General features: G+C 64.2%; 17 protein-coding genes and 1 pseudogene. 15 read left to right on the forward strand and 3 right to left on the reverse strand.

The window, feature by feature from the left end:
* The first annotated feature begins 686 nt into the window (after window positions 1-686).
* The 6 genes from ABIC30_RS30685 to ABIC30_RS30710 are packed head-to-tail and all read left to right on the forward strand — an operon-like array spanning window position 687 to window position 7,536.
* Window positions 687-1,523, forward strand: a complete 837-nt coding sequence (locus ABIC30_RS30685) for a 3-oxoacyl-[acyl-carrier-protein] synthase III C-terminal domain-containing protein (RefSeq protein ID WP_354456722.1) — start codon at window positions 687-689, stop codon at window positions 1,521-1,523.
* On the forward strand, window positions 1,520-2,500 hold the full coding sequence (locus tag ABIC30_RS30690; protein WP_354456723.1) for an NAD-dependent epimerase/dehydratase family protein: 981 nt from the start codon (window positions 1,520-1,522) through the stop codon (window positions 2,498-2,500). The genes ABIC30_RS30685 and ABIC30_RS30690 overlap by 4 nt, the downstream gene beginning before the upstream one ends.
* Window positions 2,491-3,288, forward strand: coding sequence for an MBL fold metallo-hydrolase (locus tag ABIC30_RS30695; protein WP_354456724.1), 798 nt, complete (start codon window positions 2,491-2,493; stop codon window positions 3,286-3,288). Before ABIC30_RS30690 ends, ABIC30_RS30695 begins: the two co-directional genes overlap by 10 nt.
* Window positions 3,285-4,574 carry a F390 synthetase-related protein gene (locus ABIC30_RS30700; protein ID WP_354456725.1) on the forward strand — a complete coding sequence of 430 codons (1,290 nt, stop codon included), beginning with the start codon at window positions 3,285-3,287 and terminating at the stop codon, window positions 4,572-4,574. Before ABIC30_RS30695 ends, ABIC30_RS30700 begins: the two co-directional genes overlap by 4 nt.
* Window positions 4,571-5,779: a glycosyltransferase gene (locus ABIC30_RS30705; RefSeq protein ID WP_354456726.1), complete on the forward strand. Its 1,209-nt coding sequence runs from the start codon at window positions 4,571-4,573 to the stop codon at window positions 5,777-5,779. The genes ABIC30_RS30700 and ABIC30_RS30705 overlap by 4 nt, the downstream gene beginning before the upstream one ends.
* A 41-nt stretch (window positions 5,780-5,820) precedes the next feature.
* The gene (locus tag ABIC30_RS30710; RefSeq protein WP_354456727.1) at window positions 5,821-7,536 is read left to right on the forward strand and encodes a carbamoyltransferase family protein; all 1,716 of its coding nucleotides are present in this window, start codon (window positions 5,821-5,823) and stop codon (window positions 7,534-7,536) included.
* 444 nt (window positions 7,537-7,980) lie between these two features.
* On the opposite strand, the gene ABIC30_RS30715 is transcribed toward ABIC30_RS30710, so the two are convergent.
* Both ABIC30_RS30715 and ABIC30_RS30720 read right to left on the reverse strand, forming a co-directional pair.
* Window positions 7,981-8,172: a hypothetical protein gene (locus tag ABIC30_RS30715; protein ID WP_354456728.1), complete on the reverse strand. Its 192-nt coding sequence runs from the start codon at window positions 8,170-8,172 to the stop codon at window positions 7,981-7,983.
* On the reverse strand, window positions 8,172-10,337 hold the full coding sequence (locus tag ABIC30_RS30720) for an AAA family ATPase (protein WP_354456729.1): 2,166 nt from the start codon (window positions 10,335-10,337) through the stop codon (window positions 8,172-8,174). Before ABIC30_RS30720 ends, ABIC30_RS30715 begins: the two co-directional genes overlap by 1 nt.
* A gap of 667 nt (window positions 10,338-11,004) precedes the next feature.
* Here ABIC30_RS30720 and ABIC30_RS30725 point away from each other — a divergent pair.
* The 8 genes from ABIC30_RS30725 (at window position 11,005) to ABIC30_RS30760 (ending at window position 21,040) form a co-directional block, all read left to right on the forward strand.
* Window positions 11,005-11,223, forward strand: coding sequence for a hypothetical protein (locus ABIC30_RS30725; RefSeq protein WP_354456730.1), 219 nt, complete (start codon window positions 11,005-11,007; stop codon window positions 11,221-11,223).
* A gap of 350 nt (window positions 11,224-11,573) precedes the next feature.
* Window positions 11,574-11,915 (forward strand): helix-turn-helix domain-containing protein, encoded by a 342-nt coding sequence (locus tag ABIC30_RS30730; RefSeq protein WP_354456731.1) that lies wholly within the window; start codon window positions 11,574-11,576, stop codon window positions 11,913-11,915.
* Window positions 11,916-12,192: 277 nt separating this feature from the next.
* Window positions 12,193-12,846, forward strand: a complete 654-nt coding sequence (locus ABIC30_RS30735; RefSeq protein WP_354456732.1) for a hypothetical protein — start codon at window positions 12,193-12,195, stop codon at window positions 12,844-12,846.
* Window positions 12,847-13,472: 626 nt separating this feature from the next.
* Entirely contained in the window at window positions 13,473-14,303 is an 831-nt protein-coding gene (locus ABIC30_RS30740) for a hypothetical protein (RefSeq protein WP_354456733.1), read from the forward strand.
* Window positions 14,303-16,666, forward strand: coding sequence for a TnsB C-terminal domain-containing protein (locus tag ABIC30_RS30745; protein ID WP_354456734.1), 2,364 nt, complete (start codon window positions 14,303-14,305; stop codon window positions 16,664-16,666). Before ABIC30_RS30740 ends, ABIC30_RS30745 begins: the two co-directional genes overlap by 1 nt.
* Window position 16,667: 1 nt before the next feature.
* The gene (locus ABIC30_RS30750) at window positions 16,668-17,801 is read left to right on the forward strand and encodes an ATP-binding protein (RefSeq protein WP_354456735.1); all 1,134 of its coding nucleotides are present in this window, start codon (window positions 16,668-16,670) and stop codon (window positions 17,799-17,801) included.
* Window positions 17,798-19,639 carry a TniQ family protein gene (locus ABIC30_RS30755; protein ID WP_354456736.1) on the forward strand — a complete coding sequence of 614 codons (1,842 nt, stop codon included), beginning with the start codon at window positions 17,798-17,800 and terminating at the stop codon, window positions 19,637-19,639. Before ABIC30_RS30750 ends, ABIC30_RS30755 begins: the two co-directional genes overlap by 4 nt.
* A gap of 672 nt (window positions 19,640-20,311) precedes the next feature.
* Entirely contained in the window at window positions 20,312-21,040 is a 729-nt protein-coding gene (locus ABIC30_RS30760; protein WP_331327754.1) for an SDR family NAD(P)-dependent oxidoreductase, read from the forward strand.
* Between the two features lie 63 nt (window positions 21,041-21,103).
* On the opposite strand, the gene ABIC30_RS30765 is transcribed toward ABIC30_RS30760, so the two are convergent.
* Entirely contained in the window at window positions 21,104-21,499 is a 396-nt protein-coding gene (locus tag ABIC30_RS30765) for a tautomerase family protein (RefSeq protein ID WP_020091663.1), read from the reverse strand.
* A gap of 117 nt (window positions 21,500-21,616) precedes the next feature.
* Between ABIC30_RS30765 and ABIC30_RS30770 the strand changes: the two are divergent.
* Window positions 21,617-22,177 (forward strand): annotated as a pseudogene (locus ABIC30_RS30770) (LysR family transcriptional regulator); the annotation flags it as partial.
* Window positions 22,178-22,270: the final 93 nt, after the last annotated feature.

The raw sequence follows: 22,270 nt of genomic DNA on the forward strand, positions 1-22,270 counted from the left end.
CCTCATCGGAAACGTCGGACGGATACGGCTGGCGGGCAGGGCTCATCCCCACCCATCTGAGCATCAGACCCACCCAGGTCCATAACAGCCTCTAGGCGACTGGGTTGGTTCGGTGGCGGGCCGTCCGCTCAGCAGTTTACTGCCCGACCGCTTGTGAACAGCAGATGCGTTGACGCGGGAATCACCCGTAGATTTGCTCACACCCCGTTGTTCGGTTGGCTATGGACTTGCCACCTGCCACCGCCATTCATGCACCTCAACTTGGCGAAGTCTCAGCATAATCTGCTCCGCGCTCGTCTCTCAACTTCCCGGCAACTGCGACTCCTTCATCCTGGCTGATCCTCTCAATCAGTTCGGTCCAATGACAGCCCGTCAGGGTCAAGAGTTCTCAGCCACAATCCTCAACTGCCAAGCTGCACCATCCGTTTGGGTCGATGCACTAGGTGACTTCACCGGAGCCTTTGGATCGTCCAATTCCAGGCCGTTAGCCCAGGGAACGGGCATACCGACGGGTGGGCGAGCGCGGAATGACGCCTTTCAGGATAGCGGGTTGGGGGGCATATCGTCCTCGGGGCGATCGAGCCTCGTCCGAGCTCGACGCAGTGTTCGGGCGTGAGGCGGGGTGGACTGAGCGCGAGTTCGGCATCCGCACTCGCGGTGTCGCCGCCCCCGACGAGACGAGCTCGATGATGGGTGCCGCGGCGGCCCAGGCCGCCCTCGACCGCGCGGGCTGGAAGCGCGGCGAGTTCGACGTCCTCATCGGCGCATGCGGGGTGATGGAGCAGCCCATTCCGTCCACCTCCGCTTTGATCCAACGCAGGCTCGGCCTCGGCGCCTCGGGCATCCCCGCCTTCGACGTCAACCAGACCTGCTTGTCCTTCGCCACCGCGCTCGACCTCGCCGCGATGGGCTTCGACGCCGGGCGATGGCGCAGGGCCCTGCTGGTGTCGAGCGACATCGCCTCGGCCGGCCTGGACGCTTCCGTGCCCAAGACCGCATCCATCTTCGGGGACGGCGCCGCAGCGGTGGCCGTCGAGGCGAGCGCCGCGCCAGACGGCCCAGGCCTTCTCTCTAGTCGATTCGAGACCTACGGCGACGGCAGCGACCTCGCCACACTCCGCTCAGGCGGTACGCGTGTCCGGGTAGAGGAGGGCTACGAGGCCATCATCGAGGGGGCGCGCTTCCGCATGGACCCATTCGGCATCTTCAAGGCCGCCGCGCGGCACCTGCCACGCCTCATCGAGCGCGTGCTGGGCGAAGCCGGGCTCGACCACGACGCCGTCGACCACGTCGTGTGCCACCAAGCCAGCGCCGCCGGCGTCGCGCTTGCCAAGCGCATCTTCGCGCCCGCCTCGGACCGGGTTGTGGATATCTTCCCCTACACCGGCAACCAGATTGCGGCCTCCATCCCGACCGCCCTCGTACACGTCCTCGACGGCCAGGACCGGTGTGACGGGCGCATCGCCCTGCTGGTCGGGACGGCTGCCGGCATCAGCGCCGGCGCGATGGTTCTTCGGCTGTGAGGCTCGCCGTCACCGGCGCGACCGGCTTCCTGGGGTCGAACCTCTGTGCAAACGCCGACGCGGCGGGCCACGAGGTCTCGGCGGCGCTAGGCACCGACCCGACGAGGGGCGCAAAGCTCGCCACACAGGGGGTGCCCTTCGTCGTCGCCCGCCTCGCCGACGTCGACGCCATGGCACGGGCGTTCCGCGGCGCTGACGTGGTCGCCCATTGCGCCGCCCGCTCGACGGCTTGGGGCTCCCGCGCTGCCTTCGAGGCGGACAACGTCGCCGGCACTGCAAACGTCGTCGAAGCGTGCCGTCGCGCCGGCGTCCCCCACCTCGTCCACATCTCCTCCGCCAGCGTCTACTTCGAGCTCGCGGACAGGGAGGACGTGCGTGAGGACGCGCCCCTGCCCCGCCCATTCAACGAGTACGCCCGGTCCAAGGCCCTCTCGGAGGCTGAGGCGCTACAGTTCGAGGGCAACGTGGCGGTCTTGCGCCCGCGCGGGATCTTCGGACCCGGGGACCCGACGCTAGTGCCGCGTCTTGTCCGGGCCGCCCGCCGCGGGCGGCTTCCCCTCCTGAGGGGCGGGACGGCCCGCGCCAGCCTGACACACGTCGACACGGTGTCCTCGGCCATACTCGCTGCCGCGACCGCGCCGGCGCCGCTGCGGGCCACGTACAACGTGGCGCACGTGGAGGCTGCGGTCGTCCGCGACCTCGTCGAGCGGGTCATGACAGCGCTCGGCAGACCCTTCACTTGGCGACGCATCCCGATGCCCGTCGCGCTCGCCGCGGCCCGCGCCTCCGAGATCGCTGCCGCAGCGCTGGGCGGCCGCGAGCCTGCCGCGACCCCCTACGCCTTGGGCCTGCTCGCCCACACCCACACCCTCGACACTCAGGCGATCCGTAAGGGGCTCGGGTGGACGTCGCCCCTCACACTCGAGGAGGGTCTCTGCGAGACCATGGCTTGGCTGGAGTCGCACCGGTGTCCCTGAGCTTCCCCATCTCCGCAACGGTGCGGGCCCCTGCACGGTTCGTCGACCGCAGCGCGCGCCCCGGCAAGACCGACTTCCCGGTGCGCTACGGGCTGCTCCTGCACTCGCGGCACGGGCCCATCCTCGTCGACACCGGCTACTCGCGCGAACTCTGGGCGCTTCGGGGAATTCAGGCCGCCCTGTACCGCAGGCTACTCGCGCCGACGCTGCGGCCTGAGGGCGACGTCGAGGCCACTCTCGCCCGGCACGGCCTGCGCGCGGGCGACGTCCGGCACGTGATCGCAACCCACCTGCACCCCGACCACGCCTGCGCCCTCGGGCGTTTCCCGCGCGCCCGCGTCCACGCCTCGCGTCCCGCCCTCGCGCAGTGGGCGGCGGCGCCGGGATTGCTCGACGGCGCCCACGGCCTGCTGCGGGGCCTCCTGCCCAACTTGCCGGGTGTCGACGCGGCGCCCTTCGAGGACGACCCGGACGTCCCGCTGCCATGGGGCGGGCGAGGGCGCGACGTACTGGGCGACGGTTCCGTCGTCTCCGTTGCGCTGCCAGGCCACATGCCGGGCCATTCCGGGATCCTGTTCGCCGGCGACGCGCCGCTATTCTACGCCGTGGACGTAGCATGGACCCGCGCCGGGTACCGGCGGGACGAGGACCCGCCGTACCCGGCGCGCCTCGCCGTCGCCGACCTCGCCACGGCCCGAGCGAGCGCCGCGCTGGTGCGCCGCGCGGAGGAAACCGGCGTCCGGGTGGCGCTATGCCACGACCCCGAGCCGCTGCCGGAGGATGCGTGAGCGCCGATGCCCTCCGCGCCCTCTGGTCGCTACTACGCGCGCGCGCGACGCTGCGGCGTCTGCGTACGCGCGCCGACGTCGAGCGGCTCCAGGTGCGGCGTCTGCACCGGCAGCTCGCCCGTATGGCGCGCACCATCCCCTTCTACGCCCCCTATGCGGGCAGGCCGTTCGAGGAGTGGCCGGTCGTCGACAAGGCGTCCGCGCTCGCAGCCTTCGGCCAGATGAATGCCCACGGCGTCACCACCGAGGCGGCATGGACAGCGGCCGAGGCCGGCCTGCGGGAGGGCAACGGCTCGGGCCGGATCGGTTGCCTCACGGTCGGGACGAGCACGGGCACCTCGGGCAACCGAGGTCTATTCCTCGTCTCGCCGGCCGAGCGCGCGCGGTGGCTGGGCGCAATACTGGCCAAGGCGCTCCCAGACTTCCCTCGTCGCCCGCACCGGGTGCTGGTGATGCTGGCCACCGCCAACGAGCTGTACGATACGGCGGCGCGGGGCCGCCGGCTGGCCTTCCGATTCCTCGACGTCCGCGGGGGCGTGGTGCCCCACCGGGCCGAGATCGAGCGGTTCGCGCCGGACGTCGTGGTCGCACCGCCCAAAGCCCTGCGCGCGATGGCCGAGGAGGGGTTCGCCATCGCTCCCGCCCTGACCTTCTCGGGCGGAGAGGTGATGGACCCATCCGATGCCGCCGCCGTGGCAGCCCGCTACGGGCGCATGCCGGGCCAGATCTACCAAGCCACGGAGGGCTTCCTCGGCGTCTCGTGCTCCCACGGTACCCTACACCTCAACGAGGACGCGATGCTCTTCGAGTTCGAGGATGTGGCGCCCGGCCACGTGACTCCCATCATCACCGACCTCCTGCGGACTTCGCAGGCGATGGTGCGCTACCGGCTCAACGACGTGCTCGTGCTCGGCGGGCCCTGCCCTTGTGGCTCGCCGCTGCGCACTGTCGCGCGAGTCGAGGGGCGGGCAGACGACGTCCTGTCGCTGCCCTCCGCGTCGGGGAAGGGCCCACGCGTCGCAGTGATGCCTGAGGCCGTGCGCTGCGCCGTCATGGACGCCGACCGCTCGCTCGCTGACTTCCGCGCCGTGCAAACGGGGTCGTCCACCGTTTTGGTCCGCGTCCCCGACGGCACGCCCCCGGACACGGCCAGCCGGGTTCGCGCGTCGCTGGAGGCCGCCCTCGCCAGCCTGGGCGCCCGCGCGGAGGTCGAAATGGCGACGGGCATCGAGACCCGCTTCGACCGCAAGCTGCGGCGTGTGGCGCGCGCTTGGCAGCCGGCATGATCGTCGTCTTCACCACGCCGGCTATGGGGCACCTAAAGCCCATGCTGCCCGTCCTGCGCGGCCTGTGCCGATCCGGCATACCGGTCACCTGCTACGGGCACCTCTCATTTGAGGGTGTCATCCGCAGCTCCGGCGCGGGGTTCCTGCCCTACCCGGAAGTAAGCTACGACGTCGAACGGCCGGACTTCAACTTGGTGCGGATGGCCGCCGACATCATCGACGCCTCCGATGCCATCGCCGACGCCGTCCTGCCGCAGGTGCGGGCGATGGCACCACGGCTGATCCTGCAGGACTCCCTCGCCCTGTGGGGTGGCCGGGTCGGAACGGCGCTCGGCATCCCCCGCGTCCACACGGTCACGACCATCCTGTTCAACCGCGAGACGGTGCGAGCGATGTGCCGCGAGGACGGCTCGGCCAAGCTCATCCGGGACGCGCTGTCGGGCGCGCTGCCTTTGGCGCGCGCTCTCGCGAGGTCGCGGTTCGCCGTCACGCCCGCAGAGGCGTTCGGGCTGCCAGGGGCGTGGCGGCGCCTCGCGCCGCCCGCCATGGAGGTCGTCCTGAATCTGCGGGAGGTCCAAGAGGGCGCGGTCCGCGACCGCGTGCGCCGCTGCTTCGTCGGGCCGACTACGGACGAGGCGCCAGTGACGGGGCCCTTGGGCTTCCCGCCGGGGTACATCCTGGTCACCTTCGGCACCCTGTCGAACACCTCGGGCGCCCGCTTCGAGGCCGCCATGCGCGGAGCCATGGCGGTGGGCCTGCCTGTCGTCGCCCTGTGCGGCGGTAAGGTCGACCAAGGGCATCTGCGGGAGGTCGCCGCCTCGATGGAGGCGGCCCATCCCGCGCTGTGGGCGCGCGTCGTCGGACGGGTCCCCAAGATCGAGCCCGTGATCCGCGACGCGGTCGCCGTCGTCCACCATGCCGGGACCGGGTCTGCCTGGGAGGCCGCGCGGTTCCGCAAGCCGGCGCTGTTCGTGCCGACCATCGCTGACCAGATGGTGTTCGCCACGCGGCTGGAGCGCCTGGGCATTGGGCGGCGTCTGTCCCGTGGGTCGGAGACGGACGAGTCCGCCGTGGCGCGGGGCCTCGACGCAGTCCTGTCCCTCCACCCCGACTGGGAGGCGTTGGAGAGCATGCAGGCCCGGGCGGGCGGGACGGCGCGCGCCGTCGGCCTCGTCCTTGAAGCAATGCGGGAAGCAGGTCGTTGACGGTCTTCCTCGGGTTCTCTTGCTCCCAACACGACCCGTCGGTGGCGGTCGTCGGCGAGGACGGCGTGGTCCTGTTCGCGGAGGCCAACGAGCGCCCCCTGAAGAACAAGCGCGGCTGGCACGCGCCGCCGGACGCCTTCGGGGTCGTGGACGCCCTCCTCGACCGCTACGCTGGCGACGGGCCCGTCGATGCGAGCCTCACGTGGTCGCGCAGGGCGCTCGCCTCCTCGCCTTACCTCTCCCGGGTCGCCCGCCTCGCCATAAGCGGCTATCAACTTGTCCAGCCGGCGCGGTGCGAGGCCGACCTCTGGCGGGCCTGGACGCTGCGCCACGCCCTCTACCGGGCCCCGGCCTCCGCCGACGACCTGCTGCTCAACCTGGAACTCCGGCTGCGCCAGCGTCGCGGGTTCCGGGAGCGCCCCGTCCGAAGGGCGTGGGACCACCATCTTTGCCACGCCGTGACGGCCTGCCTGTCCAGCCCATTCGATGAGGCGCTGTGCGTCGTGATGGACGGCATGGGCGAGGGGTCGAGCACCTCGGTCTATCGTTTTCGCGGTGGCCGCCTGGAACGCCTCGACCGTCCGGCGCTGACCAACCTCGCGAGCCTCGGTCAGCTCTTCAGCCAGGCCTGCCACGCGGCCGGCTTCGACCCCGAGGCTGGCGAGGAGTGGAAGCTGATGGGCTTGGCCGCCTACGGCTCGCTCGACGAGGATCTCTACCGCGACCTGCGCGGGGCGCTGTATGTCGGCGACGGGCGGCTACGCGTGACGCGCGGGTACACCCCAGCCATGGAGCGGCTGCTGCCCCTGCGCGTCCGGGGCCACATGGCGAACGCGAACCTCGCGCACACCGCACAGAAGGTGTTCGAGGACATCCTCATGGAGTTCCTCGGACGGACACACCAGCGCTGGGGCGGGGAGCACCTCGTACTCACGGGTGGCTGCGCGCTGAACTCCAGTGCCGTCGGCAAGGTGCTCCGCGCGACACCGTTCCGGCGGCTGCACGTGCCGATGGCGCCGGGCGACGACGGCAACTCGGTCGGCGCGGCGCTACTGGGCTGGCGCGCCGCGAACCCAGGCCGCACGCCGCCGCGATTCGCCTCCCCTTACTTGGGCTCGGAGATCTCCGGGGACGCGGTGGCCCGCCTCGCCCGGTTCGGCATCGCCCCACGGCCGGTCCCCGGCGGCGAGGCTGGCCTTGCCGAGGCGGTGGCCACCGACCTCGCGGCCCGGCGCATCGTCGCCGTGGCGCGGGGGCGGGCAGAGTTCGGGCATCGAGCGCTCGGCGCTCGCTCGATCCTGGCCGATCCGCGCGAGGCTGCCATGCGCGACCGCATAAACGCCTCGGTCAAGTTCCGGGAGGAGTTCCGGCCCCTCGCCCCAAGCATCCTGCATGAGCACGGCCCGGACTACTTCGAGGACTACGCGGCGAGCCCGTACATGGAGCGGGCCCTGCGATGGCGGCCCGGCCGCGCACCCGAAGGCGTGCGCCATCGCGACGGCACAGGCCGCCTACAGAGCGTGGGGCCGTGGTCCGACCCCTTCCTCAAAGCCGTCATCCGGTCGTTCCACGCGGCCACCGGCCTGCCAATAGTTCTCAACACGAGCTTCAACGTCATGGGCAGGCCGATGGTGCACGACGTCGAGGACGCCGTCGGCGTGTTCCTGACATCCGACATCGATGTTCTTGTTCTGGGGGATGCGCTGTTCCGCAAGAAGGCCGACCGCCCAGGCGTCCCGGGAAGGGTCTCCCGGTGAGCGCGCTGCGGCGTTCTGGTCCGCGACGGCGGCAACATTGGCCCGACGAGGTTGCGTCGGATGCTCTCCAGCGTCGCGGCAGGATCCAGCCGCCCCGTCATGGCCGGCCTCCTTCAGCCAAGCGGCGGCCGACGGCGGCGTAGACCTCCAACGAGCGCCGCGCGACGTGCTGGCCGGTGCGGCCGATCACGATGGGGCTGTCGCGTCCCGGTGCGGTGCGTCAGTTCCGGCCGGCGGCGATGCCCGGGCGCGACCAGGATCTGCCGACGCCCCTCGAATGCATGACCCCGACGCGGCATTCGCGGGTGACATGGCCCGAAGCGTGCCGTAGGCGAAACCCCTCGAGGCGCAGTACCATGACCTGAAGCCGCCGCGACAGGGATAATCCATTGTCGCGGCAGATTTTTCGCGGCCATCTAGTATGCGGTGGGATTTCGGTCTGTTCTAACTACTAGAGATACGCTGATCGAGTTGAAGTTTCATATCCTCGAAAGCCGCGCGCCGTCTCACGATCTCGGTCAAACCTTTAATGAAGGCCTCTCGATCGCCGTCGACGATGTCGCACAGCGTATCGATCGCATCCGAGAGTAGCTGCAGGTCGCCGATGTCAGGTTCGGCAGGGGGCAGCGCGAACATCACTGCGCCTGCGCCGAATCGAGCTTGCATTCGGTGATTCCCGCGATCGCGTCCCGTGCGACACCTGACAAATTCTTCTCAACCTCTTCGCGCGATAGATAACCGTTCTCATCGAGCTGACGCGCGATCGCCTGCAGCGGCGGTCTGTACTTCACTATCAAGCGACGTGCCCGTTCTCCGGCTTGATGTAGGCGTTCCTTAATGGCGGGCAACAGGCCAGGAATCGCGATCAGTTCGCCGGCCGTGGCCTCCAGATAAATGTTTCCCAGATGCCCGAGGCCGAAACGCAGTTCGATGTCCCGTGCGAGTTGCGTCGCCATGGCGAGGTCGGACGTCGGTCCGTTGCCCGCACCGATCGATCCGGTTCCGAATTCGATCTCTTCGGCGATCCGACCCGCCAGAATGGACGACAATGCCGCCTCCAGGTGGGGTAACGTCGCCCCATCAGTGCCGGCGAATTCGAGGGAGACCTCCCCGCCATCGTCATACAATGACAGGCCCTTGATCTCGCCGAACTCTAGCACATGAGCGACGATGGCGTGGCCGGCCTCATGGATGGCCACGCGACGCCGGACGGACGTTGGGAGCGGACGACGCCCTTGGCGGATTTCGACCAGGAGATCGTCCACCGAAACCTCTCGACCCTCGCGGCGGGCCGTTCCCTTGGCTCGTCGAACGAATGCCTCGACGTCCGCTCCGGTCATACCACGCGCAGCCAGAGCCAACGGGAACGTCGGTGCATCGGGCAGAAGCTCGTCGCCGAGATGGTAACGGAAGATCCTCGCGAGTGAGGTCGTGTCCGGCTTTTCGATTTTTATCTCGCGATCCAGACGCCCCGACCTCTTCACGGCTGGATCGATCCTCTGCGGATGGTTGGTGGCGGCGACGACGACGACCCCCGGACGCTCGTCGACGCCCGCCAACAACTCGAGGAACAGGTTAACGACCTGAGTCCAGTACTGGACGTGCTCTCCTCGAATCTCAGAGCGATCGGAAATGCCGTCAAGTTCGTCAATGAATAGGATGCAGGGCGCTCGAGATTTCGCTTGCGCGAAGATCTTGCGGATGGCCTGCAGCGTTCCGGAAAGATAGTCCGATGCGTTCCACTCGGCGACGGAAGTCGCTACGAGCGGCACGCGCGCGCTCTTTGCCAAAGCTTTTGCGAAGCTCGTCTTCCCAACCCCCGGCGGCCCGGACAAGAGAAGCCCTCTGTGGTCGATCTGCTCCCAAGCCAGACGCCCGGCACGATAGGCTCGGAGATCCGCAGCTGCGGCCAATCCCCAGATTTTGGCTTCGCCGTAGCCATCGAGAACCTCCAATGTTGGGCCGTCGCCGAGGAAGTCGGCCTTGGCGACGAGGATGCTTTCGAGAGCGACGATGCATGCGTCGGGGGTGTCGGTTCTGCGGAAGGCGACGGGCAGATCCGCAATTTCGATCATGCGAATCAGATCGGGATCAAGACCTCGCGTGGGGAGGCTGCCGACCACTGCTTCGATCACCAGCGCAAGGCCGGCATGGTCCAGTTCGGGCAATGCGATCCGATGCTCCGCCGAACGCATGAGATCCCGTGGGAGCTGTCTTTTTGGATCCGGCGCGATCCCAACGATCGGAATCCGGACATGCAGGGCGCTGCCGACGACCTCGTTACCTTTATCCGGCCTCGCTTCCCGACCGATCCCGTCGCAGACGTACAGCGCGGCATGTCGGCGGTTGAGTTCGCGTCCGCGTCCGACGGCGAGATCGACGACCTTGGCTTCGGAACGGAACAAGCACTTTTCGGCGACGATACGAACCGGTTCGACGAGGTCGGATACGTTCGTCGCGATGGCGACGACCGGCGCCTCGCGACGGAGGCGGCGCACCAAGCCGTTTTCGTCCGCGACGGCGCGCGCAAGCATGACCGCCACTGCGGCAAGGTCGGCCGGAACAGGGACATGCGCCGTCGCGCGCCGATCCGTCTCGTCCTGCGCAACGATCTGCTCGACCGCATCAGCTTCGGCGAGCGTAGCGTCGTCGCCGAACTCATATCCGACGGCGCGTTGAGAAGCTTTGAGGCGCTTGAGTTCGTCCTGCGCGAGCTGATGTAGGAATGCTCGAGCAAGTTGATCGGATGCTCCGCCATTTGGTTGCCGGAGATTCGACAGTTCGAGTTCTTGGAGGGACATATGCATTCTCCCGCGACCGTACGCAGAAGCGCCGGCCGTCAGCGTAGCTGCTGCGATCGAGAGGCGACGCGGCTGACCCGTTGAAATCGAGTTGCTCTGCAGGCGTCACACCGGAGGACCGCCACGTTCATAGGCGGTGAAGCTCGATAGAACATATGACGAACGAAATCCACCGGTGACGACGCTTGTCCACAGACCCAATGCGACTTGCCGCCGAGGTCCATGATCGTCGCTGGCACGATCGAGGGAGCTGCGCACATTTTTCGGTTGAGCCCCTAATGCTCGACAACGAGCGGGCATTTGTTGAAGAGTTTATATCACCGAAAATGGACTTCTCAGATGCCGATAATGATATCTATCCTACATAATTAGTGCGCAGCATTTATTTAAACCACTTATATAGACCATTGCCAACGATGGCCAAATCGATCTTGCGTTATAATTTAGATTTGATGTTGTTGATTGATATCCTGTGATCCCAATTATTGATGCGTAAATCAAATACATGCCCATCCGACCAACGTACGCATGGATTACAATCGAGGTGTCCTAGTACGTTCGGCAATGAGGCGCATGCGCCCCGTATGGCATCGTCGATGGCATGCACGGCCTGCCGTCTCCGCAGCATGGTCGCTGACGGCGCCTCGTTTTCGGCAGGGCCGCCGCCGTGAACTTCGAACTGCGCACGATCTCCGTTCCGTGTCCTACGATCGGCCGCATCGATGAACTCGGAAATAAGCGCTCCGTCCGAGCCTACGTCACCGAGCCGAAGCAAGCCTGCGATCCGCCGATCCAGATTCAAGAACGTGACGACGATGCAGCTGCGAACCCTCAACGTTTCGATCTCGATCTGACGCTCGTTGCGGGCTGCGAAGGCATACATTGACTTGTACACCCTGAAGCCGTGGCCGACGAAGCTACCCTTGGCCTGTGCGAGACCCGAAGCCCCTTCCGCCGAAACCCTATCTGTATCGCTACCGAACTGAGTACACCTGATGACACCTGTCTTCACCGCCTCTGAATTGGAGCTTCCTGTCCGTTGGGCGCGCAAAATATGATAGGCCATAGGCTGCCTGACGTCAGGGGATTTCTTTCCGAACCCCATGGATCGACCCTCCGATGGTCGCTACGAAAGCCTCGTCATTCCTTCAATGGGGAGACGATCGTCTATATCGGGTTACGCGTGGCAATCTGGGCTTCGGTTCCTTCGGTGCGGGACGAAACGGTCGGAGAATCATGAACGGTTCGGAGTTCAAGCAAAGGCTGCGAATCCTAGGTCGCACACAGATCGGGTTTGCTACGGAAATCGGCGTTACCGAGAGAACGGTTCACAACTGGACGAGTAAAGGGCCGCCATCGGAAATCTGCTATCTCATCGAGACAATGACGAGTCTGGAGATGCCCTTCGGCCCAAAGGTCGCAGTTGCTCGCAATGCGACCTCCGAGCGGGAATTCACACGTTCGGTCGCTCGAGTGATGGACCGACTGGCAGAGCAAGCAGTGTGCGTCGGGGCCGAGCACGCATTCGTCGATGCCGTTCGAAATTGGATCGGAGGAGCGACGAGTTCCGACAAGTGAGAGCTGAAGGATCGGCGCGCCGCTCGATTGATCGCGAATCTGCGTGTCAGAGCCGCCGATCTTAAAACTGTTAAATTCTCGCGTCTAAATGATGTGAATCTCGAGTACTCAACGATATCCAACATCGCTTCGCCATGTCGCTGGACCAGAAATTATTTCCTGTTTTGGTCCGTGCGGTGTTGGTATGAACCGGTCACCTGAGTTCCGGGCCGAAGACGGCGACCCCGTAGACACCAGGTCGGAGACATATGGGCACTGAGTTCCGAGCCGATCGCCGATGGCATGCTTCAAGGCGACCGATCGAGACAAGCGAAGGTCGATCACGATGCAGGGTGAAGTATTAGAAGCCAACCTTAACCCCGTTTCGGCGCAAACGGTCCGCCGGCCAGGATTCAGCTCGTTCAAGACGACTTGTCCAGTTCCGTATGCATCCCGATGGCATCGCGACCTGCTCATCCAGGTCACATTGGATCCGGCGATCGACAAGATCGAATATGACCACTTCGCGTCCGGTGACGAGGATCCGCTACATCTTCGTTTGATCTCCAATGGAATAATCATCCATGTCACCGCACTTCGCGATACGGACGACGTGCCACATCGTCCGGACCCATCCAGCAGAGTGTTTCTGCGGAGGTCCGTCGTTCTGATGGAGCCTAGGGTTTCGGATGCCCGCGCGGTATGGGCGACACGTAGACTGCAGGTCCAGATCGGCGACCGTTTACGTATACTCTCGGTCGTAGGCGACGGGAGACGACACAGCATCTCCGACCTGGTGCCGTCAGTTCGTGACCGCGCATACGATCCGTTCGAGGTCATCCTATCTCTGGTGTGTAGAGGGGATCTGACGATCGATTTGCGCGACGGTCTGCAGCCGGAGACTTGTGTTGTGAAGTCGAAGCGCCGAGCCGACCTGCCTCCGACAGCTTGACCGGTTGGGGTGCGGATATCAGGCGCTCCACGCGGCGTTAACCAACGCGGAAGGAGTCGCCAGACTCCATTTGCTTTCGATCGCCGCGCCTGGCACAGGTTGCCAACGGCCGATTTCGTTCGGAGGCGCTTGGACCATGCGCCGCGGCCGACCCTGGGATCCCAGCACACCCGAGCATTCTCCGAAGCTCGGGCGAGGCAAAAGCCGCATCGCCGGCCAGGATCACGAAGCCTGATGGCACCCCGATCATAGCATCCGACGCCCCAGATCTGGGGCTGGGTCACTCGCGCCTGACGAAAGCGTGGCAACGCTACGAATTCGTCAGGGATGGTGAGGAGCAGTCTGTTGGATGTGCACGGCCCTGGCAGGCCGCGCACATCCAAGAGTACCCAGAGGATCTTCGGCCCGAACAGCTAACAACTGCGCCGATAGATCCCGCCACCGGGGCAACCGAGGGTCACGATCAGGCTTCCCACCTGAGCGACCGCCGAGTTGTGTCCGCGCTGCGGACCCATTCGGTATCTCACCTTCGGATTCCCCTCGCAACAAGCAATGCGGGCTCAGCGGGCTCGCGTCGACGTTTTCGGCCGCGCTGGTTAACGCGCGCCTGGCAGAGGAGAACGGCCGTGACGATCAGGCTATTGGACGCGGAAGTCGCACCGCCCTGGGATCCTTCCTTCGATCGAAGGACCCGGACGGCGAGATTTAACAGGGATGTCGACACCGCAGTTCTCGGTTTATCGCCGTACGTTCGCGCCTTCGAGCCCGCCTACTGGAACGACCCGAAGGAAAGCCTCGCAGCGCGTTACGTCGCGCCTCGTTCGAGAGGTTCCGCCCGCGCGACCCTGCCGATCACCTGCGGTGACGGCTACCGTATCATTAGCGTCGAGAGCGGACTCGAATACAATTGGGCGATCGTGATTGACGGTCTGATGCGTCCAGAATTCATGGTCGAACAGCCTGAGCCCGTCACTTTCTACGATATTGATGGAGTAGAGCGGGAGCATACTTTTGATTTCTATGTCGTAACAAGCAACTCGAGACGCATCTTCATCCAGGTCAAACCCTTGGTGTTCGTCGAGCGTGGCTCGTGGGATCTGACAATGAAACGGATCGCCTCGCAGTTGCGCGAGGACCAGGCCGACGAAGTTCTGCTACTCACCGAATTCGACCTTCATCCCGACATGATCGCGAACGCGAAGCTGCTTCGCTATGTGCGCCGCTGCCCCTCGCTCGCGGCGGAAGACGTCGTTCTCGATCTATTGGCAGGGCCGAAATCGACGTGGACGATCAATGAACTCGTCGCGGAAAGCGGTCTCGGCGGTGTGGGCTTCGTTGCCACTCTGCGCCTCATCGATCGTCGTTCCGTTGTCGTCTGCGACGAGGGCCGTATCGGCTACGACAGCCGTATCTCACTAGCACCCATTGCGTCCTTACGTTCCCAGGAACAGAACTGATGGCCGCCCGCAATCCGCTCGCGGCAATCACGCCAATCGACGATGGTGCCCGTATCCACGCCTTTGGCGACGTATGGAGGCTCGACAAGACCAATGCACGAGGCCACAAATTGCGGCAGGTACACAACCCCGCGATGACTCTGATCGTCTCGCACGCGATTTACAACGCAGAAGCCCTCACTTCTACATTTAAATACGAAGCTGAATATTTTAGACCACGAAACGTCATAGAGCGTTCGCGCAAGCATTCAGTCTCGATTTCGCATCTACCAAAGAAGGATCAAAAAGATATCGGTTTTAAGATCAGCTGTATAATTATATTCTATAGGCTGTATTACAGTAAAATATTTTCGCGCACTAGAAAAGGGTACGGCCGTGCGGCGGAATTAATAAACATCGAGCTCGGACTTCTAAAGCAGAAGCCCCATCGCGATGTCGACGATCCGTCGGCGCCTGCGAAAAAGCGAGGGTGCCGAAATAATTTCGACGCCGCCGTGAACGGCAGCGGACTGCAGCGATGGATCGAAAGACTGGAGGCAGCTGACTGGGATTACGTTGAACTAAGGGATGGTCGATATCGGTCTGGCAATCGGAATAGCCGCTTCACCCCGGAGACGTGCGAGCTGCTGGAAAAATTCTCGTATGAATATTGCAAGCCCCACTGTCCGACCAGGCAAATAGTCTACAATTCGTTTGTTCTTGCATTCGAAGCGCTCAATAAGCGTTTTGACGACGAGGGCCGTCCACCTGATACCCAGCCCTCCTTCTCCCGTTTCTGTCTAGAGATTGCAGGCCTAGACCAGTGGGCGGTCGATTGCGCGCGTCTCGGACCAGACGGCGCACACCGTAAACGCAAGCTCATCGGCGCCGGCTTGGATGTCACCTACGCCCTCGAGCGGGTGGAGATGGACTATTATCAGGTCGATCTCCATACGCTGCTCGTGGATACCGCTGTTTGGCGACAGCTATCTCCCAAGCTACGTTCGCAGATCGAGAGGAGTCGCTGGTATCTCTGCGTCGCCATCGACGTCGCTTCTCGTTGCATCCTGGGGATGAAGCTGGCGCAGACCGAGAGCTCGCAGGTTGCGCTCGAGACGCTGCGCATGATCTTCTACGACAAGACAAGCATCGGTCTGGCGGCAGGCGCGCTTAGTCCCTGGGATCAATGCGGTTCGCCCATGCTGCTGGCGACCGATCAGGGGTCTGCCTTCGTCAACTCTTGGTTTCAGTTCCGCGCGGTTTCCCTGCTGGCCGACGTGTTCAACCCTCCGGCCGCCCAGCCGCAGCTCAGGGCGTTCATTGAGCGGTTTTTCGGAACAGTTTTAAACGGATTGTTGAAGAGATTCGAGGGAAATACAGGCGGAAGTGTTGCGGCACTCGGGGACTATCCGGCTCAGCTCCGGGCTGTACTGACGATCCAGCAGTTATCGCAGCTTCTGGTGCGCTGGTGCGTCGACATCTATCACAACAAGAAGCACGCCGGCCTTGGTGGTGAGACGCCTCGGGATGCTTGGTTGCGCCTGACCAACCTGATGCCGCCCATGCCCGTCCCAGATCCGTGCCGGATGCGGATCAGCTTCGGGATTGATTTGACGCGATCTACTCGAATGACGGGCATCCGCGTCTTGGGTTTGGATTACAGTTCCGAGGAACTCCAAGCGTGGTGTCGTCGCAAAGGCGATACAGAGGCGGAGATCAAGGTCGACCCGTATAATCTGGGAGCGATATCGGTCCGCGTGGATCCGGACAGTATGGACTTCATGACAGTTCCCTGCAGGACGCACTTCATGGAAGGGCGCAGGCTGGATGACTGGCTACAGGCATCGGATGAACTTTCCCGGAACTACGAAGACGTCGCGCAGCTACGTTTGCCGATCGTACTCAAGGCGATCGAGCAAATCGAGAAGACGCATCGTAGCGCCGTCGAAATTGCGGATCTCAAAGGTGTTGTACACGACTCGAATCTCATAGAATACTACGAAGGTAAGCTCGGCATCGGCTTTTCAATCCCTGCGTCTGACCATTGTTTGGTGGCCTCCGCGGCGCCAACCAACGGTTTGCCTTCTCGGTCTTCGCCGACGGGAACACTACCGTCGAGCTTCGTACCGCCGGGGAGCCGCAGTTTCGCGGTCGGACCTTCGCGCGTTTTTGCCGGTTCCCCAACCTTCCCGTCGGTCCATTTGACCTCCGCAACCGATGACACGGGTTCCGACAGTCCGGTTGCGGCTCCGTCTATCACCCCATGCGTGCCGGAGCGTTCGGCGGATCCCGAGACGGAAGAGGCTCGGATCGCGCCGGCCCTGGATGCAACCGAGCCCGCCGGCCCCCGTCGGAGGCGAACTACCGCGAAACTGGAGAAGTGACATGGATAGCGAAGTCGCTCGTTCCCCTGAAGCGCCGACCGGCCGACCGGTGCGTCTGATCTCGATCGACAAGGTATTGCGTGGCGTGCGGCGGATGTTCCTGCCGTCGCCCACGCACGATCGGCTCGCCACCACATTCGACCGTCTGCTCGGTGTTGTGGGCTTGGTGCCCGGTCCGACCATCGAGATGCCTTCGAGCAATCTTGGTGATCGGTATGTCGAAGGTGATCAGATCGCGGACGATGACGATGCGGATGAGGAGGCCGATAAGCCGGAGGGGCGGATCCTGGTCCTCACTGGGGAGACCGGCGCCGGCAAGTCCCGTTCGCTCAAGCGATTGTTCAGGCAGCGTCGCCAGACCGTCGAAAAGGTGCTCGTTTCGATCGTTGCGCCCTCGCCCTGCACTCTGATGCAGCTCGGCCGCACGCTACTTCCCGAGCTCGGTTACCCGATCCAGCGCGACAGAAAAGAGCATCTGATCTGGGAAGACGTCAGACGTCGGATCGACGCGCGGGGCGTACGGATCGTCCATATTGATGAGATGCAGCACGTCACGCAGACGGCGAACTCCGACCAGAAGACCCGCATCCTGAATACCATCAAAAGCCTCATCCAGGATCGCGATAGGCCGATGCTCCTCGTCCTATCCGGGACCTGCGAGCTTGCAGACTTCCTCCGAACCGATGGGCAGGTGTACCGGCGCTGCAGGTTTGTGGAACTCAATCCGCTCACGATCCCGGGTGACGTCAATTTGATCGCGGACACCTTGGAGGATCTGATCGACGACATGCCCCTCAGGTTCGAGCACACGGTCGTTGAAGATCTGGCTGCGCGTCTGATTCACGCCTCCAATTATGCGCATGGCATCGTCATGGAGATTGCATGCGACGCAATCGAGGAAGCGCTTCTCGATGGCAGCGGCAGGCTTCTTCCGATCCATTTCGCCGAGGTCTACAGATCTCGCAGTGGGTGCCCGAACTCCATGAACCCCTTCCTTTCGGCGGAGTGGCAGGAAAAGGATCCGCAGCAGGTTCTTGATCGCTCGCGCACGGACATCGCGTCGACGAAGTTGAAGGTGTCGAAATCTGCACCGCCGGCCGTACGGAAGCCGAAGAAGCCGAGCAAAACGAAATGAGCCGCAGGCGGCTGCATCCCACGCTGCCGCATCTGGCGGGGGAGGCTGCAACCTCCTTCGCCTCGCGGCTCGCGCAACGCCACTCTGGAGAAAATGGAGGCGTCAGGTCATTCTGCGCCGACATGGGTATCGATTTCAGGGAAGTGGTCGATGGGCAGCCGGACGCCCTGATTGCTCTCGGGGACGTAGCTGGTGTCGATCCGGCCAGGCTCGCAGCCGAAGCGTTCCGGCGCGTGCCCGAGGGACATCTCTTCAGGGGCGAACGCTTCCCGAAGCACGGTCTCCTCAGGACGTTTCCGCGCTTCTGCCCCGCCTGCCTCTCTGAAGATTGCGCCGGCCTATCGGAGGCCGAGGCAATGGCCTACGGGCGGACGATCTGGTCGATCGCCGCGATCCGCACTTGCCCGACTCACGGCATGGAAATCATCTGCGCCGGCCGGACCTTAAACCCGTCGAAGAACCATGATTTCGCACAGCTCATCAGACCCCTGCTGCCGGATCTGGGAGCCATGGTGGACCGCGCCACGCGTCGATCCTCCTCTGGCCTCGAGCTCTACGTTCTGGACCGGCTCGCGGGAAAAACCGGGAGCGCACCATGGCTCGATGGACTCCCGCTCCATGTCGGCGTTGCCGTATGTGAGGCGATCGGAATGGTCGACTGCTTCGGTCGGGAGGTGCTGGCAAACAAGTTATCGGAGAGCGAATGCGCGGAGGCGGGCAAGAGCGGTTTCCGCATCGCGAGCTGCGGCGAGGCCGGTATCTGGGACTTCATGGATGAACTCCTCCGCACTTATCCATACTCACGCAGCGCGACCGAGGGGCCGCAAGCAGTACTAGGTAGGTTCTACAAGTTCCTGGCTTTCAACGCGCAGCATTCGGATTTCGACGGCGTCCGTAGTCTCGTAGCGGACTTCATGATCGAGCGTATGCCCTTCGGCCCCGGAGACATTATCTTCGGGAGGCCGGTCCAGCGGCGCATCCTGCACTCCGTGCGTTCGGCTTCCATAGAGATGGATGTTCACCCGAAGCGTCTGCGCAAGGTGCTGCATGCCGCCGGGATCCTATCGACCGAACAGATGAAGCTGCCTTACGGCAACGCGACCTTCGACGCTGCGACTGCTGCCCAGACGCTGAATGACGTTGTCGACGGTCTGTTCATGACCGAGATCGAGTCATACCTCGGCGCCGGGCGTAGTCAGACCAAGGTTCTGGTCGATTTCGGCATCGTCAAGCCCATGTTTCCGAAGCAACCCGATCTTGACCACCTATTCCGACGGCGTGATCTCGATGTGTTTCTCGACGACATCTTCATTGACGCGGTTCCGGTCGATGTTCCCGACGAGGATATGGCCGACGTGCAGAGAGCGATGAGGCGGGTCTGCTGCACCACGATCGAGATCGTCCGCCTCGTACTGGACCGGAAGCTCTCGTGGGTTGGCCGACGAATGGGTGTTCATGGGTTCGCAGCGCTTCTCGTGCGTGTATCCGAGATCCGTCTGATCGTTCGCGGATCCATGGATGGATGGCTGACCGCCAGGACCATCGAGACGACGATGCGCACGTCGACTAAGGTCGTACGAAGCCTCATCGACCGCGGACATCTGACGACCGAGGTAATCAACAGCCCGTTGAATCGCTGCCCGGTCCGAGTGGTCAGCCAAGCTGCGTTCGACGAGTTCCGACGGGAGTACGCGACCTTGTTCGAAGCGATGGAGACAACGGGAATCCATTTCCGCAAGATCCAGATGCGGCTGGCCTCTATCGGTGTCGAGCCGGCCATCAAACGTGAGGAGGTGGGCGCAGCGTTCTACCGAAGATTGGATCTTCAGCGGCTCTAGAGCTACTCGACACAACGCATTGAAGCCCTCTCGGACACCGTCCGCGAGGGCTTTTTCATATCTCATTCAAACGCTTGACCGCGGGAAGCGTCTTAACTTCGTTCGTTTCACCATTTTATCCCTGAGGAATCCCCCATCTTTCGTTGTTTGTACCCTTCGAACTTGGAAAAAACTAAGCAATACCAATGCGTTGCCGTAGCTGTGGAATCCATCTTTTGCCTGACTCTTCAATAAAGAAGGCCTAAGTTGCTTGCCGCTCTGAGTTGAACCTGCTGAGGTTTCAGCGAGATATATCTCAGAGCGGCATTCGACCGCCTGCGTCCGAGAGGGGCGCCGATTAGCGGACGGTATCCGCGCTCGCTGTACCGGTCAGTGATCCCCCGAACATGTCGAGCATGTTCGGGGGAAGCTGCGCTTAGACGGACCAATGGTCTCTGCGCTGCGCGTGCGACGAGATCGAGACCTGTTCGCGATGAGCCGGTCGCACCTGTGATGGTGCGGATCAGGCCTTCGCCCTAACCGAGAGCCGGAAGGGTGCACGACGACGCGGTCATCGCGGCTGCCAAGCGGCCAGAGGGCGCCTATGTATCGTGCGAGGCAACGCCAGCCATCGAACCGGGCTGGTCTCGACTGAAGGTAGCCGATCCGCGCGCCCGCTGAGACGACGTCGCCATGACCTCATCGACTTCGACCAGAGCGGTCGTGATCGGCGCCTCCGGCGGCATTGGCCGAGCCCTTATCTCCGGACTGGCTGCGAGCGGAGCCTACGCTCCGATCTTCGCCCTCTCGCGCTCGCAGCCATCGTTCCCGCACGGCATCCGCAGCCACGCGATCGACCTTACCGACGAGGCGTCGGTCGCTGCGGCCGCGGCTGCGGTCGCGGAGGCCGGACCGGTCGGTTTGGTCATCGTCGCGACCGGCATCCTCCATCAGGACGGCGTCGCGCCCGAGAAGGCGCTGAAGGCGCTCGATCCCGGCGCGATGGCCGCCGTGTTCTCCATCAACGCGATCGGCCCCGCCCTCGTCGCCAAGCATTTCGTCCCGCTGCTGGCACGAGAGGGACGTTGCGTGTTCGCAGCGTTGTCGGCACGGGTCGGATCGATCGAGGATAATCGCTCGGGCGGATGGTACGCTTACCGCGCCTCGAAGGCGGCTCTGAACCAGATCCTGCGGACCCTATCGATCGAAGTGGCCCGCAGCCGCCCGGACGCGATCGTCGTCGGCCTCCATCCGGGCACGGTCGCTTCCAACCTGTCGCGGCCCTTCCGCCCAGATCCGGGCGCCCCCGGCGTCTTTCGACCCGACGAGAGCGCAGCTCATCTTCTGCGCGTGCTCGGCGAGCTCGACGTGGCGGACACCGGAAGCGTCTTCGCCTGGGACGGCGCGCGCGTCCCGGCCTAGGGCTCGGAACCGGTCAGCGCGAGGCGGCGGTCCCGCCAGGCAGATCGCATTGCCCCGGACGGATCAGTCCACGTCGTCCTGGACGTAAGACGCCAGGCCGTTGCCGAAGGACCACTCGTCTCGCGCGTTCGGCGACAGGACGATGAGCACGTCTTCCGGACGAAGACCGGGATCGGCGACGAGGTTGTCGGTGATCGCTCTGTAGAGAGCCTTCTTCTTCGCCGTGTCCCGCCAATTGCCCGCGACGATGTTGATGATCACCACGTCGTCGGTGCGTTGAAGCCCGAGATAGTCGGAATCGTAGATCAGCTCGTCCGGCGCGTGCTGATGGATGAGGTGAAAGCGGTCGTCTGCGGGCACGCCGTAGGCGTTGCGCAGGCCGCGATGGATGCCGTCCGAGATGGCTCTGATATGGGCCGGTGACTTGCCCTTGAGGAGCGAGATGCGAACGAGGGGCATGGCTTGCGGTCTCCTGCGACGTCGAGCGGCTGGCCGCCTTGACGCTCGCCGTTTACGCCCCCAGGATCGTCCGGAAAATTTGAAACACCTGAATAAAGACTTTCCGGAAATTGAAGCATGGCGACGCGCACCAACCTCGACATGGACGTGCTCCGCACCTTCGTGACCGGGTTCGAGCTCGGCAGTTTCGCCCGCGCGGCCGAGCGACTGGGGCGGTCGCAATCGGCCGTCAGCACGCAGCTCCGGAAGCTGGAGGAACAGGTCGGTCAGCCGCTCGTGCAGAAGGCGGGACGCGGTCTCGCGCTGACCGCCGCCGGTGAGAGCATGCTCGGCTACGCGAAGCGGCTCTTGGAACTCAACGACGAGGCGGTCGACCGGCTGCGCGGACCCGAGCTCGAGGGCTGGGCGCGGCTGGGCCTCGCGCAGGATTTCGCCGAGGGCTGGCTGCCGGCGGTGCTCAAGCGGTTCTCGCGGGCCTATCCGCGTGTGCGTATCGAGGTTCAGGTCGGGCTCGGCGCGCAGCTCGTCGAGAAGACCCTGAGGGGCGAGCTCGACGTCGCGCTGGTCTGGGGGGACGGCAGCGGTGCCCCTCACGCGCACCGGGTCGCCGAAGTGCCGATCCACTGGATCGGCCCCCCGGACTGGCCGGGTCTCGCGGACCCGGTCCGGGAACCCGTATCAAGCGACATCCGGAACTGACCCCTTCGCGTCATGAGGATCTGACCCCCATGCTCATTTCCCACGCCTAGACGGGTGTGGGTTGGGGGACCG

It is taken from the genome of Methylobacterium sp. 1030 (assembly GCF_040544715.1).
Classification (GTDB): domain Bacteria; phylum Pseudomonadota; class Alphaproteobacteria; order Rhizobiales; family Beijerinckiaceae; genus Methylobacterium.